The 17995-nt window shown below is 73.5% G+C and carries 18 protein-coding genes and 1 pseudogene; 11 read left to right on the plus strand and 8 right to left on the minus strand.

All coding sequences use genetic code 11. The features are described 5' to 3' along the window. Window positions 1-179 precede the first annotated feature (179 nt). A complete protein-coding gene (locus KPL59_RS01895) occupies window positions 180-1220 on the minus strand; it encodes an NAD(P)-dependent alcohol dehydrogenase (protein WP_226359708.1) in 1041 nt (346 codons plus the stop codon). Window positions 1221-1312: 92 nt separating this feature from the next. On the opposite strand from KPL59_RS01895, the gene KPL59_RS01900 reads away from it, so the two are divergent. The 3 genes and pseudogenes from KPL59_RS01900 to KPL59_RS01910 form a co-directional block, all read left to right on the plus strand. Further along, window positions 1313-1891, plus strand: coding sequence for a TetR family transcriptional regulator (locus tag KPL59_RS01900; protein WP_226359709.1), 579 nt, complete (start codon window positions 1313-1315; stop codon window positions 1889-1891). A 195-nt stretch (window positions 1892-2086) separates the two neighbouring features. After that, window positions 2087-2434, plus strand: coding sequence for a hypothetical protein (locus tag KPL59_RS01905; RefSeq protein WP_226359800.1), 348 nt, complete (start codon window positions 2087-2089; stop codon window positions 2432-2434). Then, window positions 2371-2574 (plus strand): annotated as a pseudogene (locus KPL59_RS01910) (hypothetical protein); the annotation flags it as partial. The gene KPL59_RS01905 and the pseudogene KPL59_RS01910, both read left to right, overlap by 64 nt. Before the next feature lie 7 nt (window positions 2575-2581). On the opposite strand, the gene KPL59_RS01915 reads toward KPL59_RS01910, so the two are convergent. After that, entirely contained in the window at window positions 2582-2860 is a 279-nt protein-coding gene (locus KPL59_RS01915) for a hypothetical protein (protein ID WP_172718253.1), read from the minus strand. Window positions 2861-2908: 48 nt separating this feature from the next. Here KPL59_RS01915 and KPL59_RS01920 point away from each other — a divergent pair, with 48 nt between their 5' ends. Continuing rightward, entirely contained in the window at window positions 2909-6985 is a 4077-nt protein-coding gene (locus KPL59_RS01920) for a Pls/PosA family non-ribosomal peptide synthetase (RefSeq protein WP_226359710.1), read from the plus strand. Between the two features lie 10 nt (window positions 6986-6995). Here KPL59_RS01920 and KPL59_RS01925 read toward each other — a convergent pair whose 3' ends face one another. Further along, the gene (locus tag KPL59_RS01925) at window positions 6996-7769 is read right to left on the minus strand and encodes an IclR family transcriptional regulator (protein ID WP_020626006.1); all 774 of its coding nucleotides are present in this window, start codon (window positions 7767-7769) and stop codon (window positions 6996-6998) included. A gap of 136 nt (window positions 7770-7905) precedes the next feature. On the opposite strand from KPL59_RS01925, the gene KPL59_RS01930 reads away from it, so the two are divergent. From KPL59_RS01930 to KPL59_RS01945, 4 genes are read left to right on the plus strand one after another with little or no spacing between them, the layout of a single operon-like run. Continuing rightward, entirely contained in the window at window positions 7906-9255 is a 1350-nt protein-coding gene (locus KPL59_RS01930; protein ID WP_226359711.1) for an NAD(P)-binding domain-containing protein, read from the plus strand. Then, entirely contained in the window at window positions 9252-10673 is a 1422-nt protein-coding gene (locus KPL59_RS01935; RefSeq protein ID WP_226359712.1) for a TRAP transporter large permease subunit, read from the plus strand. Before KPL59_RS01930 ends, KPL59_RS01935 begins: the two co-directional genes overlap by 4 nt. Window positions 10674-10695: 22 nt before the next feature. Continuing rightward, complete coding sequence (locus tag KPL59_RS01940; protein WP_020626009.1) at window positions 10696-10980, plus strand: hypothetical protein; 285 nt, start codon at window positions 10696-10698, stop codon at window positions 10978-10980. After that, window positions 10973-11956, plus strand: a complete 984-nt coding sequence (locus KPL59_RS01945; protein ID WP_226359713.1) for a cyclase family protein — start codon at window positions 10973-10975, stop codon at window positions 11954-11956. The genes KPL59_RS01940 and KPL59_RS01945 overlap by 8 nt, the downstream gene beginning before the upstream one ends. Window positions 11957-12008: 52 nt before the next feature. Here the strand turns inward: KPL59_RS01945 and KPL59_RS01950 are convergent, their stop codons facing one another. Both KPL59_RS01950 and KPL59_RS01955 read right to left on the minus strand, forming a co-directional pair. Beyond that, window positions 12009-12212 (minus strand): hypothetical protein, encoded by a 204-nt coding sequence (locus KPL59_RS01950; protein ID WP_060712618.1) that lies wholly within the window; start codon window positions 12210-12212, stop codon window positions 12009-12011. Between the two features lie 39 nt (window positions 12213-12251). Continuing rightward, window positions 12252-13166: an SDR family NAD(P)-dependent oxidoreductase gene (locus tag KPL59_RS01955; protein WP_226359714.1), complete on the minus strand. Its 915-nt coding sequence runs from the start codon at window positions 13164-13166 to the stop codon at window positions 12252-12254. Window positions 13167-13263: 97 nt separating this feature from the next. On the opposite strand from KPL59_RS01955, the gene KPL59_RS01960 reads away from it, so the two are divergent. Then, a complete protein-coding gene (locus KPL59_RS01960) occupies window positions 13264-13929 on the plus strand; it encodes a TetR/AcrR family transcriptional regulator (RefSeq protein ID WP_226359715.1) in 666 nt (221 codons plus the stop codon). Window positions 13930-13971: 42 nt separating this feature from the next. Here KPL59_RS01960 and KPL59_RS01965 read toward each other — a convergent pair whose 3' ends face one another. The 3 genes from KPL59_RS01965 to KPL59_RS01975 all read right to left on the minus strand — a co-directional run bounded on the left by KPL59_RS01965 (window position 13972) and on the right by KPL59_RS01975 (window position 15972). Next, window positions 13972-14352, minus strand: a complete 381-nt coding sequence (locus KPL59_RS01965; RefSeq protein ID WP_226359716.1) for a MarR family winged helix-turn-helix transcriptional regulator — start codon at window positions 14350-14352, stop codon at window positions 13972-13974. 118 nt (window positions 14353-14470) lie between these two features. Next, window positions 14471-15265: an MBL fold metallo-hydrolase gene (locus KPL59_RS01970; protein WP_226359717.1), complete on the minus strand. Its 795-nt coding sequence runs from the start codon at window positions 15263-15265 to the stop codon at window positions 14471-14473. 140 nt (window positions 15266-15405) lie between these two features. Further along, window positions 15406-15972, minus strand: a complete 567-nt coding sequence (locus KPL59_RS01975) for a TetR/AcrR family transcriptional regulator (RefSeq protein ID WP_226359718.1) — start codon at window positions 15970-15972, stop codon at window positions 15406-15408. 90 nt (window positions 15973-16062) lie between these two features. Here KPL59_RS01975 and KPL59_RS01980 point away from each other — a divergent pair, with 90 nt between their 5' ends. Both KPL59_RS01980 and KPL59_RS01985 read left to right on the plus strand, forming a co-directional pair. Then, window positions 16063-16956 carry an alpha/beta hydrolase gene (locus tag KPL59_RS01980; protein ID WP_226359719.1) on the plus strand — a complete coding sequence of 298 codons (894 nt, stop codon included), beginning with the start codon at window positions 16063-16065 and terminating at the stop codon, window positions 16954-16956. Continuing rightward, on the plus strand, window positions 16953-17948 hold the full coding sequence (locus tag KPL59_RS01985; RefSeq protein ID WP_226359720.1) for an amidohydrolase family protein: 996 nt from the start codon (window positions 16953-16955) through the stop codon (window positions 17946-17948). Before KPL59_RS01980 ends, KPL59_RS01985 begins: the two co-directional genes overlap by 4 nt. Window positions 17949-17995: the final 47 nt, after the last annotated feature.

Genomic DNA, 17995 nt, shown 5'->3' on the forward strand with positions numbered 1-17995 from the left:
GTCCAGCCGTCGCCCTCGCATCGTCGTCCGTCCCCTCGTCTCGGTCGGGACGGACGCTGGGAACGCCACCCGGCGCCCGGCATCGGTCGGACGGCCACGTCCTCCGACCGAAGTCGTAGTGGCGGTCCGCCACGGCCCACCGCCGGGCCGTCCGGGTGACCGGCCGCGGACCGGGCCGCTCAGAGCCCGGTGACGTCGACGACGAAGCGGAACCGCACGTCACCGCGGGCGAGACGGTCCAGTGCCTCGGTGAACCGGTCCGGGCCGACCACCTCGACGTCGGCGACGATGCCGTGCGCGGCGGAGAAGTCGAGCATCTCCCGGGTGACCGGGACGCCGCCCGACCCGGTGCCGGCGATCCGCTTCTCCCCCACCACCAGGCTCAGCGGGTCGACCCGCAGCGGCTCCGGCGGGATGCCGGCCAGGACGTAGGTCCCGTCGACGACCAGCGTCCGCAGGTAGGGGTCCAGGTCGAGGGCGACGCCGGTGGTGTCGAGCAGCAGGTCGACGGTGCGGAACGCCGCCGCCATCGCATCGGGGTCGCGGGTCAGCACGACCTCGTCGGCGCCGAGGTCCAGGGCGGCCTCGCGCTTGGCAGCGTTGGTGGTGAAGGCGACGACCCGCGCGCCGAGCGCCCGGGCGTACTTCACCGCCAGGTGACCGAGCCCGCCGATGCCGATGATCCCGACCGTCACCCCGGGACCGGCACCGAAGCGGCGCAGTGGCGCGAAGGTGGTGACCCCCGCGCACAGCAGCGGCGCGGCGGCGGCCGGGTCGAGCCCGTCGGGCAGGGCGTAGGTGAAGCGCCGGTCGACGACGATGTGCGAGGAGAACCCGCCCCGGTTGGCGCCGCCGAGGTGCGGGTCGGGTCCGCCGTAGGTGAGCGTCGGGTACTCCGCACAGCCGTTCTCCCGCCCGGCACGACAGGCGGGACACCGTCCGCAGGATCCGACGATGTTGCCGACGGCGCCCCGCTCCCCCGGCACCAAGTCGGTCACCTCCGACCCGACCGTGTCGACGACGCCGGTCATCTCGTGCCCGGCGACCAGCGGGAACACGGCCGGGTCGGTGCCCCGCAGGGCGTGCAGGTCGGTGGCGCAGAGCCCGCAGTGGGTCACCCGCACCACCACGTCACCGGGCAGCGGGTCGCGCCGGTCGAATGTCCAACGCTGGGGCGCGGCCCCGGGCCGGGGCACCGCGAGGCCGGTGGTCTCGATCATGGCGACACCTTTCGTGACAAACCAGTTGGTTATGAACGACGCTACGTCGGCACCGAATGGAAGGCAACTGAACGGTTGGTTATGATGGCGACATGCCCCGGGACGGATCCGCCACCCGCCGCCGCCTGCTCGACGCCTCGGCCGCCGAGTTCTCCCGCTACGGCATCGCCGGGGCCCGGGTCGACCGGATCGCCGCGTCCGCCGAGGCGAACAAGGCCCAGATCTACGCGTGGTTCTCCTCGAAGGACGGCCTGTTCGACGCGGTCTTCTCCGAGCACCTCGCACTGATCCTGGAGATGGTCCCGTTCGACCCCCGGGACCTGCCCGGCTACGTCGCCCGTCTGTACGACGCCTACGTCCGGCGACCCGCGGTCGTCCGGCTGGCGATCTGGGCACGTCTGGAACGCACTCCCACCGGTGACCTCATGACCGTCGTCGCCGACGACGTCAACGCCAAGATCGAGGCGGTCCGCGCCGCCCAGTCCGATGGCCTGATCGACCCCGAGATCGATGCCCGGGACGTCTATCCGCTGGTCATCGGCCTGTCGCTGGCCTGGTCCCCCGCCTCCCCGACGGTCACCGCCGATCCGGCCGACGCCGCCGCGGTGCACGAACGCCGCAAGGCGGCCCTGTCGGCCGCGGCACACCGCGCCTTCCGCCCCGGGGCCTGAGCCGCTCGGCGTCGTTTGCCGGGCCCGGCACCGTGTGTCACGGCACGGAGGCGTGACCACGCCGTCCGTGGGCGGCTCGCGTCTCCCCGGACCGGCGATGTCCCGTGGTCGCCCCTGGTACCAGCGGCTCGTTCCGACCGCGTCGGCCGTCACCACCGTCCGCCGCGTGCCTCGAGGGTCGACCGGAGGATGCGCATGACGACGTCCCCACCTGCCGGCGCGTCCGCCCGTGACGCCCGCCCACCGACGACGGGCGGGTTCGGCGAGCTCGCCGCCCTCGTCTCCGACGCGGGCCTGCCGGGAGCAGGCCCGCCGTCCCTACCTGCTGCTGATCGCGGCGAACGCCGTCCTGCTCGCCGGGAGGGGCTGGTCGTGTTCGTCCGGCTCGGGCCGTCGTGGTGGCAGCTGCTGACCGCCGTGTTCCTCGCCGTCGTCACCACCCAGCGGCCTTCATCGGCCACGACGCGGGCCACCGGCAGATGTTCGCCGGACGGCGCGGGAACGACGTCGTGGGCTACCTGCACGGCGGGCTGGTCGGGCTGAGCTACGGCGCCCGGGTGTCCCAGCACACCACCCACCACGCGAACCCCAACCACGCCGACGACGCCCCGGACATCGACATCCCGGTCCTCGCCTTCAGCCCCGAGCAGGCCACCCCCGCGCATTCCCGGTCGATTCCTGACCATTCCTTTACCGGAACCGGGAGACGCTTTTCACGGTCGCGCCGAACGGTCGTCCGACGCCCGCCGCACCGGACGACGCGTTCACCGGACGACGGCCGGCGAACCGCAGGAAAGGCTCTCCGAACTGCTGCCGGACAACGGCGCCGGCCGGCTGGAACTCCTCCAAGAGCAGATAACCAACACGTAAAGCAACCGGACTTCTCGCCCGGTGGACAACGGGCGAAGAATGCGTGACGCGCCGTGCGTCGTCGAACGGGAAAGGCACACCCGGATCGGGGGTGTTCATTCCACGGGTTACTCTCCGGCCGTTCGACGACGTTTCTGGAGGGCTTCGGTGTCGCAGTTCGGTCCCGGCACGATTCCCCTGCGGCCGGGCTCCCCGCCGCGGGACCCGTTCGGCGGGGTCACCGTCCGCCTGCCCGCGGCGCCGGGACGGCACACGACCCACGGGAGCGTCCTGACCGGCGCACCCCCCGCGCCGCCCCGCACGCTGTGGGACGTCTTCACCCGCACCGTCGCCGACCACCCGCACGCCCCGGCCCTGGACACCGGCGGGGTCCGGCTCGACTACGCCGGGCTGCGGGCGGCCGTCGAGCGGACCGCCGCCCGGCTCGCCGCCTGCGGGGTCGGCCGCGGCGACCGGGTCGGGATCCGGGTGCCGTCGGGCACCCCGGACCTGTACGTGGCGATCCTCGCGGTCCTGCGCCGCGGCGCCGCCTACGTCCCGGTCGACGCCGACGACCCGCACGAGCGCGCACGCACCGTGTTCACCGAGGCCGCGGTGTGTGCCGTGGTCGAGGCCGGCGGGCGGATCGTGCCCGGGCCGGTGCACCCGCGCCGCGTCCCCTCGCGCGGCCCGGACGTCCGCGACGACGCCTGGGTCATCTTCACCTCCGGCTCCACCGGCACGCCCAAGGGCGTCGCGGTCACCCACCGCAGCGCCGCCGCGTTCGTCGACGCCGAGGCCCGCCTGTTCGCCCGGGACCGTCCGCTCGGCCCCGGCGACCGGGTCCTCGCCGGGCTGTCGGTCGCCTTCGACGCCTCCTGCGAGGAGATGTGGCTGGCCTGGCGGCACGGTGCCTGTCTGGTCCCGGTGCCGCGCGCGCTCGTACGCTCCGGCGCCGAGTTCGGGGACCGGCTCGTCGAGCTGGGGATCACCGTCGTCTCGACCGTGCCGACGCTGGCGGCGCTGTGGACCGCCGAGCAGCTCCGCGCGGTCCGGCTGCTGATCCTGGGTGGCGAGGCGTGCTCCGAGCCGCTGGCGCACCGGCTGGCCCGGGCCTGCCCGGAGGTCTGGAACACCTACGGCCCCACCGAGGCCACCGTCGTCTCCTGCGCCGCCCGGCTGACCGAGGACGGCCCCGTCCGCATCGGGCTGCCGCTCGCGGGGTGGCGGCTCGCGGTCCTCGACCCGGCGACGGGCGCGCCGGTCGGGTCCGGTGAGGTCGGTGAGCTGGTGATCGCCGGTGTCGGCACCGCCCGCTACCTGGACCGCGACAAGGACCGCGACCGCTTCTCCCCGGTCCCCGCGCTCGGCCCGCAGCGGGCCTACCGCAGCGGCGACCTCGTGCGGGCCGACCCGGAGGGACTGAGCTTCGTCGGCCGGGCCGACGGTCAGGTCAAGATCCGCGGGTTCCGCGTCGAGCTCTCCGAGATCGAGTCGGTGCTCGCCGACCTGCCCGGCATCGCCGCCGCCGCGGTGACCGTGCACGAGGTGCGGCCCTCGGTGCCGGAGCTGGTCGCCTACTACTGCACCGGTCCCGGCCTGCGCATCGACGACCACGAGGTCGCCGCCGGGCTGCGGGCGCGACTGCCCGCGCACATGGTCCCCGCCTGCTACGAGCACCTGCCCGCCCTGCCGACCACGACCAGCGGCAAGGTCGACCGGGCGGCGCTGCCCGCGCCGAGCGGGCGGGGCACGGCGTCGTCGGCACCGGTCGTGGCACCGGCGACGGCGACCGAGGCCGAGCTCGCGGCGCTGCTCGGGGAGTCCCTGGGGCTCACCGAGGTGTCCGTGCAGAGCCACCTGGTCGACGACCTGCGTGCGGACTCCCTCGCGCTCGCCCAGTTCGCGGCGCTCGTCCGCGACCGGCGCGGGCCGTCCTGCCCGGTCGGGATGCGGGTGCTCTACCAGCACCCCACGGTGCGCTCGCTCGCCGCGCTGCTCGACCGGACCGGGCCCGGCACCGTCGGCACGACACCGGCCGTCGCCCCCGCCGCTCCCCCGCCGGTGGGCCGAGCGCGGCACCTCGTGTGCGGGACGGTGCAGGTGCTCGTGCTGCTGCTCGGTCTGGCCGCCGGCGCCGTGGTCGCCTGGGCCGACATCGAGTGGATGGACCTCGCGACCGGCCTGCTCGACCTGTTCGAGCGGTCCGGCACCGCGCTCGTCGCGACGTTCCTGCTGCTCACGCTCGTGCCGGTGCTGGCGAAGTGGCTGCTCGTCGGGCGCTGGCGGGCCGGGGAGATCCCACTGTGGAGCGCGGCGCACCTGCGGTTCTGGGTCGTCGCCACGCTGGTGCGGACCAGCCCGATGGTGCTGTTCGCCGGCTCCCCGCTCTACCTGCTGCACCTGCGCGCGCTCGGGGCCCGGGTGGGGCGCGGGGCCGTCGTGTTCTCCCGCACCGTCCCGGTCTGCACCGACCTGATCTCCATCGGCGACGGCGCGGTCGTCCGGTCGCGCAGCTCGTTCACCGGCTACCGGGTGGAGCGCGGCCGGATCGTCACCGGGCCGGTCACGATCGGCCGCGGCGCGGTCGTGTCCGACGCGACCGTCCTCGACATCGACAGCGTCGTCGGCGACGACGCCCAGCTGGGGCACGCGTCGTCGCTGCCGCGGGGCGCCCGGATCCCCGACGGCACCCGTGCGCACGGCTCACCGGCCGTCCCGACGACGTCGGACTTCCGCGGCCCGGATCCGGCCCGCTGCTCGACCGCCCGCCGGGCGGTGTTCGCGACCGTCCAGCTGCTCACCCTGTTCCTGGCCGGGCCCGCGACGGTGACCCTCGCCGTCGCCGTGCTGGACGACGGGCCGCGGGTCACCGCGCTGGTCGACGGGCGCGACCCCGGCGACCTGCTCGCCCTGGCGGTGAGCCCGCTCGGGCTCGGACTGTCGCTGGCCGCGGGTGCCGCCGCGCTGGTGGCCGGGCTGCTGGTGGTCACCCTGGTGCCGCGGCTGCTCTGGCCGCTGCTGCGACCCGGCCGGGTGCACCGGCTCTACGGCGCCGCGTACTGGTGCCACCGCACGGTCGCGCGGCTGAGCAACGTGCCGCTGTTCGTCCAGCTGTTCGGGGACAGCTCCTTCGTCGTCGGCTACCTGCGGCGGATCGGCTACCGGATCGCCCGCGGCGGCCAGACCGGCTCGAACGTCGGTGCCGACATCGCCCACGAGGTGCCGAACCTGGTGACGATCGGGCCGAACACGATGCTCTCCGACGGGGTGTTCCTGCGGACCGCGGAGTTCACCAGCACCTCGTTCCGGACCGTGCCGGTCGGCCTCGGCGCGGACTGCTTCCTCGGCAACGTCCTGACCGTCCCGGCCGGCGACCGGATCGGCGACGGCTGCCTGGTCGGCACCAAGACCATGATCCCCACCGACGGGCCGCGCCGGCGCGACGTCGGCCTGCTCGGCTCGCCCGCGTTCGAGATCCCCCGGGCCCGCCCCGAGGACCCGCGGCTCGCCGTCACCGGGGAGCGGCTGCGCCGCAGGCTCGCCGCGAAGGACCGGCACAACCTGGCCACGATGGCGCTGTTCCTGCTGGTCACCTGGGTACGGCTGCACGTGCTGCTGACCGTCGGGCTGGTGGCGGCGGGTTTCCTGGCGACCGCGGGCCCGCTCGCGATCGCCGGCGGCGCCCTGGCCGGTGGGCTCACCGACCTGGCCGTCGGCGTGCTCGTCGAACGGGCGGCGACCGGGTTCCGGCGGTTGCAGCCGCAGCACTGCTCGATCTACGACCGCTACTTCTGGTGGCACGAGCGGTTCTGGAAGCTGAGCATCCAGCCGTCGCTGCTCAACGGCACCCCGCTCAAGCCGCTCGTCTGGCGGCTGCTCGGGGTCCGAGTGGGCCGTCGGGTGTTCGACGACGGCGCCGCGATCAGCGAGAAGACCCTGGTCGCGATCGGCGACGACACCGTGCTCGGTGCCGGGGTGATCCTGCAGGCGCACTCGATGGAGGACGGCGTCTTCAAGGCCGACCACATCCGGATCGGCGACGGCTGTGTGCTCGGTGCCGGGGTGTTCGTCCACTACGACACGGTCGTCGGCGACGGTGCGGTGCTGGCCCCGGACTCGTTCCTGATGAAGGGCGAGCGCGTCGGCGCGGGCGGTGTCTGGGGCGGGAACCCGGCGGCGCCGGTCACCACGGTCCCGAGCGCCACGGTCCGGGGCACGGCGGAGCCGGCCCCGGCGGGCTGATCACGGCCGCTCAGGGCTCGGGCAGCGACCGCCCGATCGCCAGGGCGGCCCGCCGGACCTCCGTGCCCAGCGCCGCGGTGCGGTCCTCCGGGATGTCGTCGATGTACCCGGCGACCTGCACCGCGGCGCGCACCTCCCCGCCCAGGGGCACCGCCGCCGCGACGCTGGCGACGCCGGGCTCCCGCTCGCCGCGCGCCACCGAGTAGCCACGCTCGCGGATGCCGTCGAGGTCGGCGGCCAGGGCCACCTCGTCGACCTGCTCCCCCGCCTCGGCCGCCCGGGCCAGCACCGCCGTCACGTCCTCGGGGCGGCGCTGGGCGAGAAGCACCTTCCCGGCACCGACGTGCAGCGGCAGCCGGGCCCCGATCGGGAGCTCGTAGCGCAGCCGGCGGATCCCGTGTGCCCGGGTGAGCACCACCCGGGTGTCCCGGTACTCGCGGAACAGCGACGCCGTCAGCCCCGTCTCGGCCGCCAGGTCGAGCAGCACCGGGCTCGCCGCGCGCAGCAACGGGTTCGTCGCCAGGTAGGCGTGCGCCCCGAAGGTCAGGGCGACGCCGGGCCGGTAGCCGGTGCTGTCGCGCTCGACCCGGTCGCGTGCCTCCAGCACGGTGAGGATCCGCTGGGCGGTCGCCACGGGCAGCCCGGCCCGCCGGGCGATCTCGGTGAGGCGCAGCGGCTGACGGGCGTCGTCGAGGACCTCCAACACGTCGATCGCGCGCTCCAGCGACCGCATGGTCGAGGTGGAGCGCTCCCCCCGGGCCTGCTCACTGCTCTCCGCCACCACACCCGCGATTCTCACACAGTGGTAGGCCGCGCTCAGCATCCGACACATCGCCCGTTGACAGATTACCGCTCCGTGCACACACTCTCCATAGTGCGAGAGTGCTTATCACTCTGCGGTAACCCTGCAAGGAGGCAGCGTGCGTACGACAGTGCTGGGACTCGGCGAGGCCGGAGCGCTCTACGCGGCGGGGCTCGTGGCCCGCGGCTGGGACGTGACCGGGTACGACCCCGCGAACACCGCGACCCCCGACGGCGCTCGGCGGGCCGACTCCCCCGCCGAGGCCGTGCAGGACGCCGAGCTCGTCCTGAGCCTGGTCGGCGGGAAGGTCGCCCGGTCCGCGGCCGAGTCGGTCGCCGCGCACCTGCCCCCCGGAGCGGTGTTCGTCGACATGAACTCGATGGCCCCCGACGCCAAGCGGGCGACGGCCGAGCTCGTCGGCCCGCACCGCTTCGCCGACGTGGCGGTCGTCGGCTCGGTGCCCGAGCACGGTGCCGCGACCGGTGTCGTGGTCAGCGGCGTGGCGTCGGCGCGGGCCGCGGAGGTCTTCCGTGCCCTGGGCGCGCCGGTCGAGGACATCGGCGGCGAGCCGGGGGCGGCCTCGGTGCGCAAGCTGCTGCGCAGCAGCTTCATGAAGGGCCTCGGCGCGCTGATCGTCGAGTCGGTGGCCGCCGGCGCGGCCGCGGACGCCGAGGACTGGGTGCGTGGCCAGATCGCGGACGCCCTCGCCGGCGGCCACGAGACCACCGAGCGCCTGCACGACGGCACCCTCAAGCACGCCGACCGCCGGGCCGCCGAGTCCGTGGCGTCGGCCGAGCTGCTGGACTCCCTCGGCGTGCGGCCGGTCATGATCTCGGCGGCGGCCGAGCTGCACCGCGACCGCGCCGACGCCGCCCTCGCCCCCGGCGACGACCTGCTGGCGGCCTACGCCGGGCTGGCGGTGGCCAACATCGGCGACGCCCGCGAGCGTATGGGCATGATGGACGGCGGCATCCACGCGCTCTGGCGCGGTGTCCGCGCGGTGGGCCGCGCCCGCACCGTGTGGGTCCGCGCCGGGGACAACCTGGCCCTGCACCGGGCGCTCGACCGCTGCCGGGCCGGGGACGTCCTCGTCGTGAACGGGCACGGCGACACCACCCGGGCGCTGCTCGGCGAACTCATGGCCGAGCGGGCGAAGAAGCGTGGGGTGGCCGGGATCGTCGTCGACGGCGCCCTGCGCGACGTCGTCGAGCTGGAGAAGATCGGCTTCTCCGCCTGGGCCCGTGCGGTCACCCCGGCCGGCCCCTACAAGAACGGCCCCGGCCAGGTCGACGTGCCGGTGGCCGTCGGCGGCGTCGTGGTGCACCCCGGTGACCTGGTCGTCGGCGACGACGACGGCGTCATCGTCGTCCCGGCCGCCGAGGCCGCGGCGAGCCTGCTGGGCGGCCGCGCGGTCGAGGCCGACGAGGCCGGCCGCCGTGCCGCGATCCTCGCGGAGCCGGTCCGATGACAGCCGTGTGGGCGCTGGTCGCGTTCGTCGGCGTGATCATCGTCTGGAACGCGGTGTTCAAGCGCAACATCGGCGAGGCCATGATCCTCGGGTTCGTGGCCGTCTGTGCGTTCGTCCTGTTCGGCGGCACCGTCGACGGCGGATCGGCCTGGTCGGCCATCTCCGGGGCGGTGCTGGACGCGTTGCAGGAGGAGGTCACCTTCGCCGGTCTGGCGTTCGTGTTCATGTCCTACCTGCTGACCCGCACCCCGGTCCTGGACAAGCTGATCGACCTGCTCAACTCGGTGCTCGGGCGGCTGCGCGGAGGGCCGGTCTACACCGCCACCGCGGCCGGCGGCATCTTCGGTGCCATCGCCCACGTCGGCGCCGCGGTCACCGCGGCGGTCGGCTCGGTCACGGTGCCGTGGATGAAGCGCTCGGGGGTGCGGCCCGAGCTGGCCGCGACCGTCGTCGCCGGTGGTGCCGGCATGGGCGTCACCTTCCCCTTCTCGGCCACCATGTTCATCCTGGTCGGCGGGCTGGCCGCGCAGGGCGTCATGCAGCCCGACGAGATCGTGAAGCCGCTCGCGATCGCCGGACTCTGGTGCCTGGGCTACCGGTTCGTCCTCTCGTGGTTCCTCGTGCGCCGCAACGGCATCCAGCCGATCGCCGCCGAGGACCGGATCCCGTTCGGGCGCAGCCTGCGCTCCGGGTGGACCTCGCTGCTGCTGTTCGGGCCGATCCTCGTGCCCTTGCTGCTCACCCGGGGTCCGGTCGCCGACGCGCTCGGCTCCTACTCCGGTGTCTCCGACGCGATGAAGAAGCCGGTCGAGCTGGCCGACGGCACCACCCTGGCCGCCCAGCCGTACACGATGCCCGACGTGATCAGCCTGATCACCTGGATCCCGGTGCTCATGATCGTGCTGGTCCTCGTGCTCGGCCGGAAGCACCTGCCCCGCACAACCTCGGGCTGGTGGACCGCGATCGGCAAGGCCGCGCCGTCCTTCGGCGTCATCGGCATCACCATCGTCGCGGCGTTCTCCGCGGCGAACCTGCTGGGCGAGCTCGGACTCGCCGAGCAGCTCGAGTCGGTGCTCGCCGGGCTGGACGCACCCGGCTGGATCATGGCCATCGCGATCGGCGTCATCATCGTCGCCATCGCGATCCCGCTGACCGCCAGCGCCACCATGGCCGCGGTCGGACCGGTCGCGGTGATCGCGCTCGCCGGGGCGGGCATCCCCGCCCCGGTCGCCGCCGCCGCGGTGCTCGTGTTCGCCTCCACCGAGGGTGCCTCACCGCCGTCCGGAGCACCGATCTACGTCGCCGCCGGCATCGCCCGCGTCGACCCGGTGAAGACGTTCGTCCCGCTGCTCACGTACTACTGCCTGCCGATCCTCGGGATCGGCGTCCTGATCGCGACCGGCCTGCTCCCGGTCTGACCCGCCCGTATCGGAGACACCCATGAGTTCGACGACGATCTCTTCCGACCCCGCCACCGGTACCGCGGCGAAGGTCACGACGTTCCTGTTCGCCCTGACGGTGGTGTTCTTCCTGCTCGCCGGCCTGGTGATCGTGGTGGGCCAGACCGCACTGCTCGGCCTCGGCGACGCGACCGCCGCCCGGGCCTGGGCGGGGACGATGGCGCCCTACGCCTTCGGCGGCGCCTCCGCGGCGGGCCTGCTGTCGTTCGTCCTGTCCTACTGGCAGGGCCCCGGCCACGGCGACGACGTGGCCGACGATGACTGAGCCGCCCCGGTGGGAGGTGCCCACCCACGCCGAGCTGGCCGGGCGCCGTCCGCCCGGGTCGAGCTGGGGCGTCTTCACCACCGATCCCGAGCGCGGCACCGCCAACTTCGCCGGCGCCGACGAGGTCCGGGCCGGCGCCGCGGTGGTCACCCGCGGCGCCGTGTTCGGCCTCGACCACGCCCTCGACGCGTTCGACCCGCCGATGGCGCGGGCCCGGTCCGCGCCCCGACACGAGATCCTCTCCGCCCACGCGCAGGCCCGCGACGACGTGCTGCACGGGTTCTACCTGCAGGCCACGTCGCAGGTCGACGGTCTGCGGCACCGGCGGGCGTCCGGGTACGGCTTCTACGACGGCGTCCCCGACGCGGCGATCGTCGCGGGCGGCCCCGCCCTGGGCGTGCAGCGCTGGGCGGAGAAGCCGATCGTCGGGCGCGGGCTGCTGATCGACGTGGCGGGGCTGCTCGCCGAGGAGGGCACCCCGCTGGACCACCGGGCCGGGCCCGCGCTCGACGCCGACGTCCTGGACCGCGCGCTGGCGCGCCAGGGCGAGCAGGTCCGGCCGGGCGATCTCGTCCTGGTCCACACCGGCTGGGCCCGCTGGTTCCTCGACGCCGACGACGAGCTGCGCGCCGAGGTCCGGTCCGCGCGCCGTGCCACGGGGTTCCGCCAGTCGCACGAGCTGCCGCGCTGGATCTGGGACCACCGGGTCGCGGTGTTCGCGACCGACACCTTCGCCGTCGAGGTGCTGCCGGTGGACCCGGGCAGCCCGTTCACCGGGACCGCCCCCGAGGACGCCGGGATGATGCACCAGGAGCTCATCGCCAAGCTCGGCGTGGTCCTGGGCGAGCTGTGGAACCTCGACGCGCTGGTCGCCGACAGTCGCGCCGGGGGCGGCTGGACGTCGTTGACGGTGGTCAAGCCGCTGCACCTCGTCGGCGGCGTCGGCTCGCCACCGAACGCGACCGCGATCCGCTGACCGGAGCGGGACGTACCGGGGCGGTCGGATCGCCCCGGTCGGATCGCGCCGGTCAGATCGCGCCGGTCAGCTCCCCGGTGACCACGCGGCGCTCGTTCTCCGTCCGCCAGGCGCGGTAGTCGGCGTCGTCGGCGGCGGTGCCGATCCTGGCGATGCAGTCGGCGCAGAGGTCCGCGACCTGCAGCAGGCAGTCCCGGCCGCAGTCCCGGCACGCGACGAGCTCGGCGATGGGGTCGTTCACGGTCGCTCCGGACATGACCGCGAGCCTACCGAGGGCGGCCCGGTGTGGTCGGGTTCAGCGACCTGCCGCCGCCACGGGGAAGCTCACCCCGGTGAGTTCCTCCGACACGGTCCACAGCCGCTGCTGTACCGCATGGTCGTGCGAGGCATCGCTGGAGGAGACGAGCGTCGGGTATCCGCGGATCTCGCCTCGGCCGCCGGGGCCGTAGTACTGCCCGCCGAGTACGCCGGGATCCGTTGCGGCGCGGACGGTGGGGAGCGCGCCCATCTCGGGTGTCTGCGTGAGCAGTGGTGCCAGCCATCCCATGGGCACGCGCAGTGCCGCGGGTGTGTTCCGGGCGAGTTCGGTGTCGGACACGCCGGGGTGGGCGGCGACGGCGAGCGTCGTGCCGTGGGGGGCGAGTCGTCGTTGCAGCTCGTAGGTGAACATCAGGTTCGCGAGCTTGGACTGGCCGTACGCGGCGGAGCGGCTGTACGAGCGTTCCCACTGCAGATCATCGAAGTGGATCGCTGCGCGGATGCGGTGGCCGGCACTGCTGACGGTGACCACGCGGGAGCCGGGCACGGGCAGGAGCCGCTCCAGGAGGAGGTTGGTGAGGGCGAAGTGTCCGAGATGGTTCGTTCCGAACTGCAGCTCGAAGCCGTCGGCGGTGGTCTGCTTCGGTGTGTACATGACGCCGGCGTTGTTGATCAGAAGGTCGATCCGAGGGTAGGTCGCGCGCAGCTCGGCGGCGGCGGTGGAGACGGACTCCAGCGACGTCAGATCGAGGGCCTGCACGCCGACGTCCCCGCCCATGCGTGCCGCGGCCTGCCGGCCCTTCTCGATGTCGCGTACGGCGAGGACGACCCGTGCTCCGTGTTCGGCGAGCATGCGTGCCGTCTCGAAGCCGAGGCCCACGTTGGCTCCGGTGACCACGGCGACCCGGCCGTGCTGGTCGGGGATGTGCTGTTCGGTCCAGGGCTGGTTCATGACGCTCCCTAAGAGACTGCCGGTCTGTTGTTCCGGAGACGCTAGGAGACCGCCGGTCCCTTGTCAAGAGACTGGCGGTCTTTAGTAGAGTGCCGGAGTGGAGTTCCAACGAGCGCGCAGCGAGGAACAGCGAGAGATCCGGCGGACGGCGATCCTGGACACCGCTGCGGCGATGCTCCGGGAGATGCCCGTCTCGGACCTCGCGCTGAACGAGCTCAGCCGGCGCGTGGGCCTGGCGAAGTCGAACGTGCTGCGCTACTTCGAGTCCCGCGAGGCGGTGCTCCTCGAGCTGCTGGACAGGTTCTTCGGGGCATGGCTGTCCGAACTCGAGGAGCAGCTGGCGACCGGCGCCGACGACCGGGAGGAGATGACGACTCGAGCGCATCGGCTCGCCGATGTGCTCAGTCGGTCCCTGGCGGAGCAGAGCGTGCTCTGCGACCTCATCGCCGCCCAGGGCGGCGTTCTGGAGCACAACGTGTCCACGGAGGTCGTTCGACGGCACAAGCGGTCCTCGCTGGCCCGGTTGGCGACCATGCGCATGCTGGTGACCCGTCTCCTCCCCGAGCTCGACGACGGCGCACAGGGGTTCTGCTTCATGACCCTCGTGTCGGCCGGAGCACTGTCGGCCTACGTTCCTCCACCAGCCGCCGTTCTCGCCGCCTACGCGGACGAACCGGAACTCGCCGTCGTGGATCTCGACCTGAGAGCGACACTGCGAAGCGTGGTGCTGGCGACGCTCCTGGGGGCGCTGCCCCGCACGTGAGCCTCGGAGGAACTGCCGCGGACATCGATCGATCGTCGCGGCTCAGATGCACGATCCCGGGTCGTCGGCGGTGGTGATGATGATGGCGTGGAGGACGGTGCGCAGGGAGGCGAGCGAGGCCGGGTCGATGTTCTGCACGGCGGCCTCCTCCGCGGCGGCGGCGTCGACGGCGATCTTCTCGCGACGGCGATCGCCGGCATCGGTGAGTGCGGGGATGCGAGCGCGCCGGTCGCGCGGGTCGACCTCTCGCCTGATCAGGCCCGCCTTCTCCAGCCGGTCGAGCTCCGCGACCATGGTCGTCTTGTCCACGCCCAGGGCCTGCCCGAGCTCGATCTGGGTGAGCCCCTGCGTCTTGTGGAGCGCACTGAGGACGATGTGGTCACGGAGGGTGAGTCCGTGCCGCGCGGCGGCGGCCCCCACCACGGTGTGCAGTCGTTGCGCCGCTCGGTGGAGGAGCCAGGTCAGCTCGGAATCGGGCCCCGGCCCGAGGGTGGGGCGCGAGTGGAGCGCTGAGTCGGAAGGCGGCTGCACCACTGCAGTCTCACGCATCGGCGGGCGCGACGGGGCCGGTCAGCCGAGGGAGAGAGTCGTAGGCGCCGACGTCGTGGGAGGGGACGATCCGCATCAGCCTGCTCAGCGCGATGCTGCGCTGCAGACCGAGCCTGACGGTGTCCGCGTCGACGTCGGCCATCCGCCGCAGCGGCCAGGGACGTTCGGCCCCGCGGGTGATGCCGTCGATCTGCCAGGTCAGATCGCCGATGAACGCGTACCGGTCGCCGTCGGGAAGGGTCACGAACACGACGACGGAGCCGTGGGTGTGCCCGGCGGCGAGGGCAACGACGACCGAACCGTCTCCGTGGACGTCGAAGCTCGCGGGGAAGCCGAGATGGGCGGGCCCGTCGAGGTCGTACTCACGGATCTCCAGGCCCGCGGACACGGCGCGGAAGACTGCTCCGTGAGGGTCGCTCCGCGCGTAGCGCAACTCCTCCCGGTTGATCCAGACCGGCACCCGGAGCGAGTCGAGACCGCTGACGTGGTCCCAGTGCACGTGGGTCACCAGGACACCCGCGAGGCGGGAGCGGTCGTAGCCGGCGTCGTCGAGCTGCTGCGCGACCGTCCTACCGAGTTCGAGGGGTGCCCGCTCCACTCGGGCGAGCATTCTCACGTGCTCACCGACGTGCGCACCGAAGCCGGCGTCGATCAGGAGATCGCCGTGCGGGTGGCTGACGAGGACGGCGGTCGCGGCGAACGCGCGCACGTCCCGGAAGGACCCACCGGTGACCGCGAGCGCGGCCCGGGTGCGGTAGGTCCCCGTCGGCAGCTGGTACAGCCTCATCGAGGCAGGGGGGTTCGCGACAGGGAGGGGATCGGTCCAGAACGCCGGCATCGTGACCATGGCCCCAGATAGTACCGACTCAGATCATCCTGACTCGGATTAATTTCCTCGGCGCCTGTTCCCGGGCAGGCTCGGATCGCTCAGCCGTCCTCCAGCCCGGACAGGAACAGCTCCGCAGCCCGCTCGATCCGCCGCCGGTCACCCCCCGCGAGCAGGTCCAGCAGCAGACCACGGATCGTCGCGACCACCAGCGTGGCCCGGGACTCCGCCTCGTCCGGCTCGACGCCGGACCCCTGCGCCGCACGCAGCGACAGCGTCCACTCGGCGCCGATCCGGTCCAGGAAGTCCGCGAACGCCTCCGGCGACTGCACGGCCCGCCCGTAGACGGCGAAGAAGAGCCGGAACGTGGCCTCCCGGCGCGGGTCGGTGCTCCACTCCCACACCGCGCGCGCCGCCGTCGCGAGGTCCGCGCCCGGGCCGGCCAGTGTCGCCGTGCCCACGACCACGCGCTCGCGCAACCGCTCCAGGATCGCCTCCAGCATCCGCTCCTTGGTTCCGAAGTGGTGCACCAACGTCGTCGTCGACACGCCGAGCGCGGCCGCGACCGACCGGAACGACAGCTCCGTGAACACCTGCTCGGCCGCGTGGTCCACCGCCGCGTCCAGCAGCTCCGCGCGGCGCCGGTGGTCGACCGGTCGTCCCACCATCTCGCCCTCCCCTCGTCGGCTTGACTTTCTATCACGATCGTTCTACGAATAATTCCTAGCACAGTCGTTCTAGAAAGTTGGGTGACCTCGATGAGTCCCGTCCTGTCCGTCGCACCGGTGACGCTGCCCGCCCCGGACCGCGGTCCCGACCTGCAGCTGCGCGTGTCGGTCCCGGTCGGCGACGACCCCGTCCCGGTCCTACTGTTCGCGCACGGCTTCGGGTCGTCGCTGCGCGCCTACGGCCCGCTCACCGACCACTGGGCGGCGAACGGGTTCGCGGTGATCCAGCCGACGTTCCTCGACTCGCGCACCCTCGGGCTCGCCCCGGACGACCCGCGCCGGCCACAGCTGTGGCGCCACCGGGTCCGGGACATGACCCGGATCCTCGACGGGCTCGACACCGTCGAGGCCGCGGCCCCGGCCCTGCACGGACGCCTCGACCGCGACCGCGTCGTCGCCGCCGGGCACTCCTTCGGCGGGCAGACCGCGGGCATGCTGCTCGGCCTGCAGGTCCGCGACCCCGCCACCGGCGACGTCACCGATCTCTCCGACGACCGTGTGCGGGCCGCCGTCCTGCTGGCGACGGCGGGCCGGGGCGGAGACTCGCTCGCCCCCGGCGTGATCGAGCAGCTCCCGTGGCTGGACGCCGAGTTCTCCGCCATGGCCGGGCCCGCGCTCGTCGTCATGGGCGACGCCGACGCGAACCCGCTGACCACCCGCGGCCCGCAGTGGAGCGCGGACCCGTACCGGCTCAGCCCGCCCGGGAAGTCCCTGCTCACGCTGTACGGCGCCGAGCACTCGCTCGGCGGGATCCCCGGTTACGAGGCCGCCGAGACCACCGACGAGAACCCCAAGCGGGTCGCCGCCCTGCAGCAGCTGAGCACCGCCTACCTGCGCACCGCGCTCGATCCCGCCGATCCCGCGTGGTCCGAGGCATCCGCCGCGTTCGCGGGCAGCCCCCTCGGCCGGATCGAGTCCCGGTGAACGCGCCCCCGACCACCCCGCGGATCGTCGCGCTGGAGGAGCACATGGCGACCGCCGACGTGCTCGCCGCCTGGCGCCGCCACGATCCCGACCTGACCGACCCGGTGCTGCGCTGGACCGTCGCCGGGACCGTGACGGCGCCGCTGCTCGACCTCGGCGAGGACCGGCTGCACGCGATGGACGTCGCGGGCGTCGACACCGCGGTGCTCTCGTTGACCACCCCCGGGCTGCAGAGCCTGCCCAGGGCCGAGGCCGTCGCGCTGCAGGGCCCGACGAACGACGTCATCGCCGACGCCGTACGCCGCCGTCCCGATCGTCTCCAGGGCTTCGCCACGCTCGCCACACCCGACCCCGAGTCCGCCGCGCGTGAGCTCGGACGGGCCGTCACCGAGCTCGGGCTCGACGGCGCGATGCTGCACTCGCTCACCGACGGGGTGTTCCACGACGACCAGAAGTACTGGTCGATCTTCGAGGCCGCCGAGCACCTGCGCGCGCCGATCCACCTCCATCCCGCGGTCCCGCCGCCCGCGGTGACCGACGCCTACTACGACGGATTCGGCCTCCTGCGCACCGGCGGGCTCGGCTGGCACCACCAGACCGGTGTCGCGCTGCTGCGGCTCGTCCTGGCCGGAGTGTTCGACCGGTTCCCGGACCTGCAGGTCGTCCTGGGCCACTGGGGTGAGACCGTCCTGTTCTTCCTCGACCGCAGTGCCCTGCTGGACCGGGCCTCCGGGCTCGACCGCCCGCTGGCCGACTACGTCCGGGACAACGTGTTCGTGACTCCGGGCGGCATCGCCAGCCACCGCTACCTGCGGTGGAGCGCCGAGGTCGTCGGCATCGACCGGATCATGCACGCGACCGACTACCCGTTCAACGGACCCCACGACTTCGACGCCCGCGCCTTCCTCACCGAGGCCCCGCTCTCCGCGTCCGACCGTGCCCTCGTCGCGTCCGGCACCTGGGACCGGCTCCGCGCCGGCATCCGGCGGTAGGCCGACGACGCGTTCGGGTGGGCGCACGGTCCGGGCGCTCCCGCCCG

The organism is Pseudonocardia sp. ICBG1142 (assembly GCF_020496255.1).
GTDB lineage: Bacteria > Actinomycetota > Actinomycetes > Mycobacteriales > Pseudonocardiaceae > Pseudonocardia.